Here is a 13,247-nt window from a genome sequence, read left to right on the forward strand (position 1 = left end):
CTCACCTCACTTCTTCGGTGACGCCGATCGCGGGGCGATCCGTGACGTCGAGGGATGGATGGTCGAACGAGTCGCCGACGACGAGCGCGGTGCCGGTGAAGACGACCGCGCCGCGCTGGTTGGTGGTCGCGAGCTCGATGGTCACGAGGGCGTCGGTCCCGGCGCCCTCGACGGCGACGATCGCCGCGGTGCCGGACAGCGAGTCGCCGGGGAACACCGGCGCGCGGAACCGCCCGCCGAACTCGCGTAGTCGCGTCACGCCGACGAGATCGGTCACGAGGCGGCCGGTGATCCCCATCGTGAGCATGCCGTGGGCGATGACCGACGGGTAGCCGGCGATTTCGATGGCATAGGGCTCGTCATGGTGCAGCGGGTTGTAGTCACCGGACGCGCCCGCGTACTGCACGATCACAGCTCGCGGGAGATCTGTCACCAGAGGCCGCTGGCAGATCTGGCCCGCGGGCAGCGCGGTACTGGCACCGCCTTCCGTGTCGCCGGCGGTGTCGCCGGCCGGCAGCCGACGGCCGGCGTCGCGGCCAGGCCGATCGGCCGGGGCCCGACGGCTCACGGCGCCGCCTTCCCCGACTCGGGCCTCCACCGCCACCGCGCGCAGCACCAGCTCGCCGGCCTCGTCGGCGAAGTCGGTGACGATCTCGCGGAACCGCAGCGTCCCGCTCCTGGCGCTGGTCCGCTCCCAGCTCTCGCCGGCTCGCTTCGCCGCGCGCAGAGTCTCCCCGGCGACAACCGGTCGGACGTAGGTGTAGCGCTGCTCCGCGTGCAGGACCACCGGACGGTCCGCGGCCTGCGTCGCGCCCGGGCGCTGCGATCCGACCCACGGCGTGTCCGGCCGGGGCCGCCACGGGTACCCAGGGATGAACTGCTGCAACGCCTCACCGAAGGTCGGCGGGGCCGGGACGCCGCCGAGGCCCGCGCGGGCCGCCGCCGCGGGATCGCTGTAGACCGGGTTGTCGTCACCGACCGCCCGGGCGAACAGCATGACGTGCACCGGGTCGATCGGGAAGACGATCGTCTCGTCCGTCGTCCCGCCCGGTGCCTCGCCCATCAGTGGCCACCCTCGGCGCCGAGGGCCCGTCGATGGGCCGACGGGAAGCCGAACTGCGCCCGGCCGCTGACAGCTCGACGCAGATACAGGTGGGCCGGGTGTTCCCAGGTGTAGCCGATGCCGCCGAGGGTCTGGATCAACGCGCCCGCCGCGTGGAAGAAGGCGTCGGAGGCGGCGGCCTTGGCGACATGCACCATCGTCGCCGCATCCGGGGATTCGTGTTCGAGGGCGCCCAGGGCGAAGACGGTCGCCGCCTTCGCCGCCTCGACGTCCATCAGCACGCTGGCGAGCTGATGCTTCACGGCCTGGAAGCTGCCGATGGGACGGCCGAACTGGTGGCGTCGCTTCGCGTGGTCGACGGCCTGCTCCAGGCAGTGCTCGGCGCCGCCGATCTGCTCCGCCGCCAGGCACACCGGCGCGATCCGCCGCAGCCTCGCGAGCGCCCGGGAGCCGCCGTCGAGCGCGCCCAGCGGTCGGGCGGGCGCGGCGGCGAACCGGACCCGCGACAGGCGTCTGGTGAGATCCATGCCTGGCAGCCGTTCGACCAGCATGCCGGGTGCGTCCGGATGGGTGAGGAAGCAGCCGACCCCGTCACGGGTCGACGCGAACACAACGAACCGGTGCGCGCCGTGCGCCTCCCAGACATGGTCGGCGACCCCGGTCAGCCGGTGTGTCCCGTCGCCGTCGGCGGTCGCGGCGGTGGCTACCACGCCACCCACGCCGGGAAGGCCGTCCGGGCCGTCGTCGCGCAGTCCGGCGACGGTCGCCAGGACCTCTCCCCGGCACAGCCCGGGCAGGATCTCCGCCCCGACGGCCTCGTCGCCGCTGCCCACGATCGCCTGCGTGGTGAGAACCCCCGAGGAGAAGTACGGCCCGCTGTAGAGCGCGCGCCCCAGCTCCATCAGCGCGACACCCAGCACCGGCAGCGGCGCGCCACCGCCGCCGAACCGCTCGGGTGCGGCGAGCCCCACAAGGTCGAGTTCGGTCAACAGCAGCTTCCACAGCGCCGGGTCGAAGTCCTCCTCGCCCGTGGCCAGGGCGAGCTGCGCCGGCCCGGAGCAGTGGCGGGAGAGCGCCGCGCGCAGCGTCTTCTGCAGCTGGATCTGGTCGTCGTCGAGGCTTGCCGACACGCCCGTCATCGCGGCTCCCTCGGCAGTCCCAGCATGCGCTCCGCGATGATGTTGCGTTGAATCTCGCTGGAGCCGGCGTAGATGGTCGCGGCGCGCGCCCGGAGGAAGTAGTCCGCCCAGGTACCCGCGGTGTTGGGGGTTCCGGCCTCGGCGGCGGGGAAGCTCACGCCGCGCAGCCCGTCGCTGCCGGCGGTGACCGCCTCCATGCCCAGCACGTCGAGGGCGAGTTCGGTCGTCTCCTGGATCCACTCGCTCCAGAACAGCTTGTGCAGCGACGACTCGGCGCCGATGTCCCGACCGGCGACCCAGCTGTCGACCGCGCGCAGCCCGAGGCACCGCAGCTCCTCGACCCGCTGTCGGCTCCGCCCGAGACGTTCGACGATGACCGGATCGGTGGGCCCCTCGGGGTCGACCGCGAGGTGGTGCAGCCGTTCCCAGTCCTTGCGGAAGCGAATGGCCAGGGTGGCCACCGCCTCGCCGCGCTCGAAGCCGAGCAGGCTCATGGCGACGGGCCACCCGCCGTTGACCGGCCCGACCACGGCGTCGGCGGGACATTCCGCGTCGGTGAAGAAGACCTCGTTGAACTCGGCCTCGCCAGTAAGCGTCCGCAGCGGGCGCAGGTCGATGCCCGGCTGGTCGAGGGCGCACAGCAGCAGGCTGATCCCCCGGTGCGGCGGCACGGAGGAGTCGGTGCGACACAGGACGAAGATGTGCGTGGCCAGGTGCCCGTAGGAGGTCCAGATCTTCTGCCCGTTGATCACCCAGCGGCCCTCGACGAGCTCCGCGCGGGTGCGGATACCGGCGAGATCGGACCCTGCCTCGGGCTCGGAGAAGCCCTGGCACCAGATGTCCTGTTGGCTGAGGATCCGCGGCAGGTAGTACCGGCGCTGTTCCTCGGTGCCCCAGCGCAGCAGCGTCGAACCGAGCATCTGCACCCCGAAGTTGTCGTTCAGGCCGCCCTGGGGCACGCCCGCGGTGGTGCACTCCTCGGCGAGGATGAGCTGTTCGCGCGGGCTCAGGCCGGATCCGCCGTACTCGATCGGCCAGCCCACCGCAAGCAGTCCGTTCTCGTGTAACAGCCCGCGCCAGCGCGTGCGGAACTCCTCCTGTTCGCGGTCGGACAGCGCGCCGATGCCGCTCCAGCCCGCGGGCAGGTTCTCGGCGAGCAGGGACCGCACGCGGGCTCGGAACATCTCGCCATCGCTGTCCACGTCGCGGTCCCCACCGGTCGGCGCGGCCCCGGCCGTGTTCACAGGCGCTCGATGACGGTGGCGTTGGCCTGGCCGCCGCCCTCGCACATCGACTGCAGCCCGAAGCGGGCCTGCCGGCGCTCGAGCTCGTGCAGCAGCGTGGTCATGATGCGCGCGCCACTGGCGCCGATGGGGTGCCCGAGCGCGATCGCGCCGCCGTTGACGTTGAGCCGCTCGGAGCCGACGCCGAGCTCACGCTGCCAGGCCAGGACGACCGAGGCGAACGCCTCGTTGATTTCGAACAGGTCGATGTCGTCGAGGGCGAGACCGGCGCGGCGCAGCACGTCGCGGGTGGCCGGGATCGGGGCGGTGAGCATGTAGACCGGGTCGTCGCCCCGCACCGACATCGCATGGACGCGGGCGCGCGGGCGCAGCCCGTACTGCTCGACCGCGCGCTCGGAGCAGATCAGCAGGGCGGCCGCGCCGTCGCAGATCTGGCTCGACAGGGCCGCGGTGATCGATCCGCCCTCGGTCAGCGGGTTCAGCGTCGCCATCCGCTCCAGGGAGGTGCTCGGCCGGGGACACTCGTCGCGCGACCCGGCGCCGAACGCCTCGATCTCGCGCTCGAACCAGCCCTGCTCGGTGGCGTGCACCGCGCGCTCATGGCTCGCCAGGGCGAAGCGCTCCATCTCCTCGCGGGGGATCTCCCACCGTCGCGCGATGAGCTCGGCCGCCCGGAACTGGCTGACTTCCTGCGCGCCGTACCGACCCTGCCAGCCTCGACTGCCGGAGTACGGGTCCGGGTGCACGAGGTCCCGACCGGCCGACCAGGCGATGTTCATGGGGACGACGCTCATCAACTGCACGCCGCCGGCGACGACGACATCCTGGGTGCCGCTCATGACGGCCTGCGCGGCGAAGTGCACCGCCTGCTGGGACGAACCGCACTGCCGGTCGATGGTCACGCCGGGCACGTTCTCGGGCAGCCCGCCAGCCAGCCACGCCAGCCGGGCGATGTCGCCGGCCTGGGGGCCGACCATGTCGGTGGCTCCGAGGATCACGTCGTCCACCACGACCGGATCGATGCCCGCCCGCTTGACCAGGGATGTCAGCACGTGCGCCGCGACGTCGACCGGGTGTTCGGCGCTGAGGCTGCCCCCGCGACGTCCGACCTGCGTACGAACCGCTTCGACGATGAAGGCTTCCGCCATGTCATACCTTTCGGCGTTCGGGCGCGGCAGGCCGCGCGGCGAGATCAACAGTATCTACCAAACGATTGGTCGTCAACGTGAACAGTGGCCCGCAGGGCGGGTCGACGATCGGTCGCGGGATCAGTCGGGGCGGGCGGAGGGCTGTTCGAACCGTTCGGCGAGGAGGTCGAGCGCGCGCTCGACCGAGGACCCGAGCGGCCCCGCGAGATCGTCCGGACGCACATCCGTCGCATACAGCACGAGACACCGATGGACCCCGTCCGGAATGACGTCCACGGTCCCCAGGTGCGACTCGACGTCGATGCCCCGGACGATCCGGTACTGCAGGCGCATGAGGGCGTCGTCGACGGTGATGATCTCCTCGGCGACCACCTCCCCGGACCGCAGGGTGCACGTGCGCGTCGACCCGGACATCTCGCAGGCCACGATGCTCGGGAACCACGCGGCGATCGCCCCGGGATCGCCGACCAGCGCCCACACCCGCCTGGCCGCGGCCTCGACCCAGACGTGCCGGCGACTGCTCGCCACGTCACCCACCCGCCCGTACCGCCGGCCGGCCGGCGGAACCGCCGGCCGCCCTCGCCCTGCCTCTCGCCCTGTCCCTCGTCCGCCCACGTTTCGTCATCAAGGCCCCTTCCGACCGTTTGGTTGCTAAACCGTAGGTCGTCGGGACCGGTTGGGTCAACGGGTCCCGCAAGCGGAGATGGGTCGGTCCAGACAGGTACCCACCAACCGTTTGGTTTGGTACCCTTCCCCGGCGATCGTGAAAACCGACGAGGAGAATCGAGCCGCGATGACGGTGCACTCGACTATCGACCTTCTGCGCGAACACGCCGCCCGTTCCAGCCGTGGTACCGCCCTTCACGCCGACGGCCGCGCCCTCTCGTACGGCGACCTGGACGGGATGTCGAACCGCATCGGCCACGCGCTCGCGGTCACCGCCGGTGCCCGCGTGGCATTCCTCGGGAAGAACAGCGCCCACTACTTCGCCGTTCTGGCCGCGTGCGGCAAGGTCGGCGCGGTCATCGTCCCGCTGAACTGGCGGCTGGCCTACCCCGAGCTGACCGCGATCGTCGCCGACGCCGCCGCCGCGGTGATCGTGGTCGATGACGAGTTCGCCGAGGTCGCGCGGCGGCTCGAGGCCGATCCGGAGGTCACCCTCGTGGTCCGCACCATTGACACACGCACCGGAACGGACAACTGGTACGACGCCTTCCCCGCGGCGGACCCGGGGTACCGCCCGCGGCGCGATGACGTCGCCATCCAGATGTACACGTCCGGGACCACCGGCCAGCCGAAGGGCGTGATGTCCACGCACGGGGCCGTCCTGGACTCGCTGCGCATCCTGGCCGGCGTCGCCGGCATCGGGCGGGACGCGGTCAGCCTGTGCACGTTGCCCACCTTCCACATCGGCGGAACGTCCTGGACCCTGACCGGGTTGTGGGCCGGCTGCACGACCGTGCTCTTACGCGAGGTGGAGCCGACGGCAGTGCTCGACACGATCGCCGAACACCGCGTCACGAACATGATCGCGGTTCCGGCGGTCATCGCACGCCTCGTCGACCTGCTGCGCAAGGGCGACGAGCGGACCCGGTCGCTGTCCCGTCTCTACTACGGCGGCGGCCCGATGACCGGCCCGGTGCTGGAGCGGACGCTCGCCGCCTTCGACTGCGAGCTTGTCCAGGGGTTCGGCATGACGGAGCTGCCACTGATCACGGCGCTGCCGCCGGAGTGTCACGTCGCCGGGTCGCCGCTGCTGCGGTCCTGCGGTCGCCTCGTGCCCGAGACCGAGGCCCGGGTGGTCGACCCGGTCACGCTCGTCGAGGTGCCGGTCGGCGAGGTGGGCGAGTTGTGGGTACGGTCCGCCCGAGTGATGAGCGGTTACTGGGGCAAGGATCGCGAAACCGCCCTCGCGCTCGTGCCCGGGGGCTGGCTGCGCACCGGCGACGTCATGCACCTCGACCGGGACGGCTTCTACTTCCTGCACGACCGGATCAAGGATGTGATCATCAGCGGCGGGGAGAACGTCTACTCGGCGGAGGTCGAGAACGTCCTGATGGCGCATCCCGCGATCGCGGAGTGCGCGGTGATCGGCCTGCCGTCGGCGAAGTGGACCGAGACCGTCGCGGCCGTCGTCGTCCTGCGTCCCGGAGCCGTCGCCGACGAACGGTCCATCATCGACTTCTGCCGGACCCGGATCGCCCGGTACAAGTGCCCGACCTCGGTGGCCCTCACCGACGACCTCCCGCGCACCCCGGCTGGCAAGATCCAGAAGCATGAGCTGCGCGCCCGGTATGGGACGCCCGGCGTGCCGGAGACGGGCTCCGGCCACCGGTCGGTCGCCGGGACAAGCGCGGGAGGGACAGCAGGGAGGTGAACGCCCGAAGAGCCCGGGCGAGCACCTCCCTCTCGTTCCTCACGGCGCCCGCCGGGCCGGGGATCCTCAGACATGTTCCAACGTGTGGAAGGCCCCCCGGTGGAAGATAAGCGGCGCCCGGGACTCGTCCGACTCGAGGCCCATGACGAGGCCGACGGCGATCGTGTGATCCCCGCCATCGTGCTCGCCCACCAGGTCGCAGTCGATCCAGGCGCTCGCGCCGGCGATGATCGGCGACCCTTGATCGCTGAGGCGCCAGTCGACGCCGCGAAACTTCTCGCCGCCGCTCACGGCGAAGGCCTGGCAGAGATCGGCCTGCTCCTGCGCGAGGATATTGACGCAGAACGAGCCGGTCTGACGGATCTTCGGCCACGTGGTCGACCCTCGACCGGGCAGGACAAGGATCATGGGAGGATCGAGGGACAGCGAGTGGAAGGACTGGCAGGCAAAGCCGACCGGTACCCCGTCGCTGACCGCGGTCACGACCGTGACGCCGGAGGGGTAGTGCCCCAGCACCCGTCGCAGGGTCGCGGGGTGAGGACCCGCTGCATCAACCATCGTCCCGTCTCCTCCTCATCGAGGAGAACCCGTCTCGGCTCGTCCCCGGTGCTCGGCCGCGACCTCGGCGAAGCGTTCCAGCTCGCCGACGATGTCCTTGCCACCCGGCTGGTAGGTCACCTCCGTGACCCCGGCCGCGCACAACTCCTCGATGTGCCGGCTTATGTCGTCCGCTGTTCCCACCCACGTCGACGCCGCGGCCATGTGGCGGGGGACGATGTCCCGGTCGATGTCGTTGACCACGACGCCATGGCCCGCGTGCAGGGCGAGATGCCGGGTGCCGGCAGGTAGCTGCGCCACCGCGTCCAGCCATCGCTCGCCTTCCGGCAGGGACCTGACCGCCTCCTGGCCCTGCCATTCGTACGTCGCGTGGTAGCCGAGCGCGGCGATGGCTCCGACCGCGTCGAAGACACGGTCCGAATCGGCCGACTCGCCATCCTGGAGGACCGTGCCGAAGACCAGGCGCATGACCCAGTCGAACTCCCGGGGAGCCGTGTGCACGAACGTCGTCACCCCGTCGCCGTGGCGCCTCGCCACGGCCAGGCCGCGCGGGCCCTCGGCCCCGACGAGAAGGGGCACGTCGATCGGCCGGGCAGGACCCCATCCCGTGGGATGGAGCATCCGCAGGGCCTTGCCCTCCCATTCGACCTCTTCGCCGCGCACCAGGCCACGAAGAGCGACGATGTACTGTTCCACCTCGGCCCAACGAGCTGGCTTCTGACCGAGCAGCCACCGCGCGCTGGCACCGGCTCCGACCCCGATCGACACCCGACCGGGAGCCAACGACTCCAGCGTCGCGATCGCCGAGGCGGTTACCAGGGGATGACGCAGGCCCGGACTGACCACCGCCGTCCCGAGTCCTATCCGGGAGGTGCGGGTGGCGGTGACCGCGAGCGTTGCCCACGGATCGAGGTACACCGCGGGCGAGTCGTATACCCAGGCCCGGTCGTATCCCAGGCTCTCCGCCGCAACAATGTCGTCGGGCGTCTGCTCGGCAGGCCCGAAGGCGCAGGATATCTTCATGGGGCACTCCCACCGGCTTCCATCGGCCTCAGGCCGGTAACGACACCTTCGGGGCGACTTCCCGGCTCAGCAACTCGATCGAGTGATTCCATGGCTCCGGGTTGTCGATGTAGTCGTAGCCGTACATCATGATCGTCCCCCACCCGCCGGTCGCGGCAAAGGCCTCTTCGAGTTTCTCGACCGCGGTCTCCGGTGAACCGACGATCCAGACGTTGTCGGCCAGGTAGTCGAGATCGACGTCATCCGCGCTCATGCCCGGATGCTTGATCATCGTCTCCAGGATGCCGTAGTTGTGGTAGCGCGGTAGCACGTACTCCTGCCAGGCCTTGCCCATGCCGCCCTCGATCGCCCACCTGCGCGCCTCCTTGTCCGTGTCGGCGATAAAGACGTCGCGAACCACGTGGTGCACCGAGCGGTCGACGGTCCGGCCCTTCTCCTGGGCCGCCGCGGAATAGGTCTCCCAGTGATTGCGCAGGAAGTCGTCACCCGAGTAGATGGAGAGCGGTAAGTAGCCGTTCTGCCCGGCAAAACGCAGCGACGGGGAGTTCGGGCTCAGACCTGTTAGGCCGATCTCGATCGTTCCGTTGTACAGGCCGACGTCCCGGAGGGGATGCCCCTCCTGTGCCTCCGGATAACCGGCCCGCCAGTAGTCGCCCTCGAACTGGAACGGCTCCTTGCGCCAGACCCTCCGCATGATCTCGAGGGACTCGGTCACCATCCTGTGGTTCTCGGTCAGGTCCTTGAGCCCCCGCAGTGCGGCGTCCTCGGGAAAGGCGCCGGCACCGATGCCGAGAATGTAACGACCCTGGGTGACCTGCGTCAGGTAGGCGATCTGGACCGCCAGCGTCGCCGGGTGGTGGTACGGCAGGAGATGTGCTCCCGGTGCCAGTCTGATCTGTTCGGTCTGCAGCGCCGCCGCCGCGATCACGAGCTCCGGATTGGGGATCGACTCCCACGCCTGGGTGGCGTGCTCGCCGATCCAGTACTCCGAGAGCCCGGCCTGATCGCAGACCACGGCCTGCTCGACGGCCCACGTGAAGGTCTCACGCGCCGACCGGGTCGGCGGCATGAAGGGTGTCTGAAACATCGCTGCGTGCATGATTCACTCCCCAGACTGACTTGGCTGTGGACGGAACGGTGGGGCGGACGGGACACCCTCCGGCGTTCCGGGGACAATAGGGCGCCGGGGGTGGCGGACAGATGTCGGTGCGCCCCCTTCGGCCCGTTATACCTTCTGCAGGAAACCGCCGTCCACCGGGATCATGGCTCCGGTCACATAACGTGATTCGTCGCTCGCCAGATAGAGCACGGCGTTGGAGACGTCGACCGGTTCCACCCATGGAATTCTCATGGGGTTCAAGGTCTGGAAGATCTCGCCAAACCGCTCCCGCGTTGGGTTCGCCGGATCGAACAACCGGTATGTGGCGTCATTCATAATCATCTTGGTGTCGACCGAGTTCGGATGGACCGTGTTGACGCGGATGCCGTGCGATGAGATCTCGTTGACGAGGGTCCGCATCAGGCCGATGACGCCGTGCTTGGCCGCGGTGTAATGGGCGAAGTTGGCGAAGCCCACCAGACCGGCGGCCGAGCTGATCAGGACGATCGAGCCGCCTCGACCCGACTCGATCATGGAGGGCAGAACGGCCCTCACGGTGCGGAAGACGCCCGTGAGGTTGACGGCCAACATGTCGTCCCACATCTCGTCGGTGATCTCACTGAAGGGCGCCATGCTGAAGATTCCCGCATTCGCGCACACCACGTCGATCGGACCGAGCTCGCTGATGGCCTGCTCTACCACCGCATCGAGTTCGCCGGACTTGCGGACGTCGGCCTGCCGTCCGACGACACGCCGATCGAGGGCTTCGATCTCCTTGATCGTCTCCGCGAGGTCGTCGGCGGTTGCCATGTCATAGGGAACCGAGCCGATCTGGCCACACAGGTCGACGGCAATGATGTCCGCGCCCTCTTCGGCTAGCCGTAACGCATGGGCGCGCCCCTGTCCGCGGGCCGCACCGGTCACGAACGCGACTTTTCCATCCATCCGTCCCATTCAACGCTCCTTCGTTGATTCCACGGCTGGCAGAATAGAGGTGATGGTCAACCGGACGCCCAGGTTTCGGATGCCCAATGAAAGTAACGATCACCAACCAACCGTTTGGTGCCATCACGTTAGGCGTCGGCCGTAGACCTGTCAACGGGGGAATCGCGGAGGAATTCCGCGCCCACCGTGCACTCTCCGCCGGCCCGACGGGGCCGCCGTGCGCGCAGGATAGTTGACTCAGCACGGGATGTGCGCGGGGGCGGGGTCCTCGGAGTTGCACCCACGGACATCGTGCGACCTGGTCGTGCGGCCTACTACGTACTGCCTACGTACGTACTACTGTCCTTCGCGCGATGCCGCCTGCGCGGTCAGCGCCTCGGCGGGCTGCGCGATCCCCAGGACCGTCGCCATCGCGAGCTGCGCGTAGCTGCGCGCGACCTCGTCGGGGGAGTCGTCGCCGTCGCTGCGGTACCAGTCGGCCACCCAGTTCGTGCCGCCGATGACGAAGGAGGACACGTAACGCTGATTGACCGTGCTCTCGATGCCCAGGGACTCGTACGCCTTCGTGATCAGGCCACGTAGGTAGTGGTCGTACTGTCGGCGGCGTTCGACCAGCTTCTTCCGCCGCTCACCGGTGAGATTGCGCCAGTCCCGGAAATAGAGCGTCTGTAGTTCGAGGTTCTGCAACGTGTTCGAGACGCTGCGCTCGAGATAGGATCGCAGCCGCTCGACCGCGTCGACCTCGAGGGCGTCGAGCTCGGTCATCAACCGCTCGGCGTCGACATGGGCGTTGTCGAAGATCTGGAAGAGCAGGTCTTCCTTCGAGTCGATGTAGTGATAAAGACTGCCCTTGAGTACGCCGACCGCGTCCGCGACGTCCTGGATGCTGGCGGCGGCATAGCCCTTGCGCGCGAAGATCTCGAGGGCGGCCTGCAGGATCTCCGCTTCACGATTGCGGCGATCCGTGGGCTGGCCGGTGGCCTTCTCACGCCTGGACTTCATCACACCCCGTAACCGACCGATTGTTTGGCCGAGGTTACCCCTTCCTCGATGCAGCGAGCAAATCAGAACCGCCGTCGCGATGAGGTGTGCCCCCCCTCACATGTGTCTGAACCGCCGACCGAGGCAGTGCCGTGATCGGCGTCATGTGAGGCCGGCCGTCTTCGCGATGAGGCGGAGGGCGTCGAGCGTCTGGTCCCGGGGCGCCGTCTGCAGCAGGAACACGCAGGCGTCCACGCCCATCGCCTCGTACGCGGCGATCCGGTCGGTGTCGGCCGCCATCCCGAACAGGAACACCGGGAGGTGCCCGCGGCCCCGTTCGATCGATCGGGTCCGCAGCTCGGCGATGCGGTCCGCCAGGTCTGGCATCGGCGGCCACCCCGGGTTCGGCGCCCAGATGTCGGCGTACTCGAGCACCCGGTCGATCACCGTCGGACCCATCCCGCCGAGCACGATCGGTGGATGCGGGGTCTGTGCGGGCCGGGGTCGCACCGTCGTCGGGGCGATCCTGACCAGCTCGCCGTCGAAGCTCGCCACGTCATCGCGCCACAGCGCCTTCATGGCCTGGACCCGCTCACCGAGCAGTCGGGTGCGAAGGCGTGGCGCGGTGCCGTGCTGGCGCATCTCCTCGGCGTTCCAGCCCGCGCCGATCCCGAACAGGAACCGTCCCCCGCTCAATTGGTCGAGGCTCGCGACGGACTTGGCGGTGTGGATCGGATCGCGCTGGCCCAGCAGGCACATCCCGGTACCGATGCGCAGCGTGTTCGTCGCATGCGCCGCGATGGTGAGGGCCACGAACGGGTCGTAGGTGCGCAGGTACTCGGGCGGTAGTTCGCCTCCCCCGGGGTACGGCGTCTCGCGGCTCGCGGGGATGTTCGAGTGCTCGGTCAGGAACAGGTGGTCGAAGCCGTGGCCCTCGACCGCGACGGCGAGGTCGTCGGGACGGATGCCCTCGTCGGTCGAGAAGGTGACGATCCCGAACTGCACGACTGTTCTCCTTCACGGACGGCCGCGGAGGGAACGCGACCAGGGTCGAAAGCGATCGAGACTGCGGTCTCCGGACAACTCGATGCGGTGTCTGGTGTGCCCGCGGCATCGTGCGGAATCGACGGCGACGACGACCGTCGAAGACCAGCCGGCTGACCGCTCAGCGGGCGGGGAACCCGCGCGACTGGAGCGTCGTTCTGCGCCGCGTCTGTGCCGCCTGGCTAATCAGCGCGGGGGTCCAGTCCAGACCGTGGTCCATGCTGACCACGATCGACGTGACCCCCGTGACCTCGGCCAGGCGACGTTTGATCTCGACACTGAAGTAGCCGACGTTGTGGCACAGTGGCGCGGTGAGCCGCATGGCAACCCGGACGCGTCCGTCCGGCTCGACCTCGACGGTATCGATCAGGCCCATCTCCTCGATTCCCATCGGGGTCCCCGACGCCACGCTGCACGGGTCGCCGATGGTGTTGAGGACCTCGCGGATCCGGTCGGCCAGGCCCGGCTCCGGCGTGGGCGGGGTGGTGGGTGCGGGCACAGACACCGGGATCTCAGTGCCTGTTCTGAATCTTGATCGCCGTTAGGTCTCGCTGGTTGTCCGTGGCGTCCAGCGGGAGACCGGGGTTCGGCGGGCGAGCCGGCGGACCATCGTGTGGATCATGGCC

Annotated in this window: 13 protein-coding genes; 1 reads left to right on the plus strand and 12 read right to left on the minus strand. The window is 69.4% G+C overall.

Annotation, left to right across the window (positions count from 1 at the left end):
- Window position 1: 1 nt before the first annotated feature.
- From ND748_RS05545 to ND748_RS05565, 5 genes are all read right to left on the minus strand, one after another.
- A complete protein-coding gene (locus ND748_RS05545; protein ID WP_251744576.1) occupies window positions 2-1,063 on the minus strand; it encodes a MaoC/PaaZ C-terminal domain-containing protein in 1,062 nt (353 codons plus the stop codon).
- A complete protein-coding gene (locus ND748_RS05550; protein WP_251744577.1) occupies window positions 1,063-2,202 on the minus strand; it encodes an acyl-CoA dehydrogenase family protein in 1,140 nt (379 codons plus the stop codon). Before ND748_RS05550 ends, ND748_RS05545 begins: the two co-directional genes overlap by 1 nt.
- The gene (locus tag ND748_RS05555; RefSeq protein WP_285901646.1) at window positions 2,199-3,386 is read right to left on the minus strand and encodes an acyl-CoA dehydrogenase family protein; all 1,188 of its coding nucleotides are present in this window, start codon (window positions 3,384-3,386) and stop codon (window positions 2,199-2,201) included. Before ND748_RS05555 ends, ND748_RS05550 begins: the two co-directional genes overlap by 4 nt.
- Window positions 3,387-3,442: 56 nt before the next feature.
- On the minus strand, window positions 3,443-4,594 hold the full coding sequence (locus tag ND748_RS05560) for an acetyl-CoA C-acetyltransferase (RefSeq protein ID WP_251744579.1): 1,152 nt from the start codon (window positions 4,592-4,594) through the stop codon (window positions 3,443-3,445).
- Window positions 4,595-4,714: 120 nt separating this feature from the next.
- Window positions 4,715-5,122, minus strand: coding sequence for an SRPBCC family protein (locus ND748_RS05565; protein ID WP_251744580.1), 408 nt, complete (start codon window positions 5,120-5,122; stop codon window positions 4,715-4,717).
- 265 nt (window positions 5,123-5,387) lie between these two features.
- On the opposite strand from ND748_RS05565, the gene ND748_RS05570 reads away from it, so the two are divergent.
- On the plus strand, window positions 5,388-6,971 hold the full coding sequence (locus tag ND748_RS05570) for an AMP-binding protein (RefSeq protein WP_251744581.1): 1,584 nt from the start codon (window positions 5,388-5,390) through the stop codon (window positions 6,969-6,971).
- A gap of 66 nt (window positions 6,972-7,037) precedes the next feature.
- On the opposite strand, the gene ND748_RS05575 is transcribed toward ND748_RS05570, so the two are convergent.
- The 7 genes from ND748_RS05575 to ND748_RS05605 all read right to left on the minus strand — a co-directional run bounded on the left by ND748_RS05575 (window position 7,038) and on the right by ND748_RS05605 (window position 13,126).
- Window positions 7,038-7,529 carry a flavin reductase family protein gene (locus tag ND748_RS05575; protein ID WP_251744582.1) on the minus strand — a complete coding sequence of 164 codons (492 nt, stop codon included), beginning with the start codon at window positions 7,527-7,529 and terminating at the stop codon, window positions 7,038-7,040.
- A gap of 15 nt (window positions 7,530-7,544) precedes the next feature.
- Window positions 7,545-8,552 carry an LLM class flavin-dependent oxidoreductase gene (locus ND748_RS05580; protein ID WP_251744583.1) on the minus strand — a complete coding sequence of 336 codons (1,008 nt, stop codon included), beginning with the start codon at window positions 8,550-8,552 and terminating at the stop codon, window positions 7,545-7,547.
- A gap of 28 nt (window positions 8,553-8,580) precedes the next feature.
- Entirely contained in the window at window positions 8,581-9,651 is a 1,071-nt protein-coding gene (locus tag ND748_RS05585) for an LLM class flavin-dependent oxidoreductase (RefSeq protein WP_251744584.1), read from the minus strand.
- A gap of 126 nt (window positions 9,652-9,777) precedes the next feature.
- Window positions 9,778-10,605 (minus strand): mycofactocin-coupled SDR family oxidoreductase, encoded by an 828-nt coding sequence (locus tag ND748_RS05590; RefSeq protein WP_251744585.1) that lies wholly within the window; start codon window positions 10,603-10,605, stop codon window positions 9,778-9,780.
- 327 nt (window positions 10,606-10,932) lie between these two features.
- Window positions 10,933-11,598 (minus strand): TetR/AcrR family transcriptional regulator, encoded by a 666-nt coding sequence (locus tag ND748_RS05595; RefSeq protein ID WP_251744586.1) that lies wholly within the window; start codon window positions 11,596-11,598, stop codon window positions 10,933-10,935.
- A 141-nt stretch (window positions 11,599-11,739) separates the two neighbouring features.
- Window positions 11,740-12,582 carry an LLM class F420-dependent oxidoreductase gene (locus ND748_RS05600; protein ID WP_251744587.1) on the minus strand — a complete coding sequence of 281 codons (843 nt, stop codon included), beginning with the start codon at window positions 12,580-12,582 and terminating at the stop codon, window positions 11,740-11,742.
- 160 nt (window positions 12,583-12,742) lie between these two features.
- A complete protein-coding gene (locus ND748_RS05605; protein WP_251744588.1) occupies window positions 12,743-13,126 on the minus strand; it encodes an iron-sulfur cluster assembly protein in 384 nt (127 codons plus the stop codon).
- Window positions 13,127-13,247 lie beyond the last annotated feature (121 nt).

The sequence above is a fragment of the Frankia sp. AiPs1 genome (assembly GCF_023716945.1).
In the GTDB taxonomy this organism is placed as follows: Bacteria; Actinomycetota; Actinomycetes; order Frankiales; family Frankiaceae; genus Frankia.

Excerpts from the sequence above, each read along its gene's own strand:
- ND748_RS05545 (WP_251744576.1), bottom strand. The coding sequence starts at position 1,063 with ATGGGCGAGGCACCGGGCGGGACGACGGACGAGACGATCGTCTTCCCG.
- ND748_RS05550 (WP_251744577.1), bottom strand. The coding sequence starts at position 2,202 with ATGACGGGCGTGTCGGCAAGCCTCGACGACGACCAGATCCAGCTGCAG.
- ND748_RS05555 (WP_285901646.1), bottom strand. The coding sequence starts at position 3,386 with ATGTTCCGAGCCCGCGTGCGGTCCCTGCTCGCCGAGAACCTGCCCGCG.
- ND748_RS05560 (WP_251744579.1), bottom strand. The coding sequence starts at position 4,594 with ATGGCGGAAGCCTTCATCGTCGAAGCGGTTCGTACGCAGGTCGGACGT.
- ND748_RS05570 (WP_251744581.1), top strand. The coding sequence starts at position 5,388 with ATGACGGTGCACTCGACTATCGACCTTCTGCGCGAACACGCCGCCCGT.
- ND748_RS05575 (WP_251744582.1), bottom strand. The coding sequence starts at position 7,529 with ATGGTTGATGCAGCGGGTCCTCACCCCGCGACCCTGCGACGGGTGCTG.
- ND748_RS05580 (WP_251744583.1), bottom strand. The coding sequence starts at position 8,552 with ATGAAGATATCCTGCGCCTTCGGGCCTGCCGAGCAGACGCCCGACGAC.
- ND748_RS05585 (WP_251744584.1), bottom strand. The coding sequence starts at position 9,651 with ATGCACGCAGCGATGTTTCAGACACCCTTCATGCCGCCGACCCGGTCG.
- ND748_RS05590 (WP_251744585.1), bottom strand. The coding sequence starts at position 10,605 with ATGGGACGGATGGATGGAAAAGTCGCGTTCGTGACCGGTGCGGCCCGC.
- ND748_RS05595 (WP_251744586.1), bottom strand. The coding sequence starts at position 11,598 with ATGAAGTCCAGGCGTGAGAAGGCCACCGGCCAGCCCACGGATCGCCGC.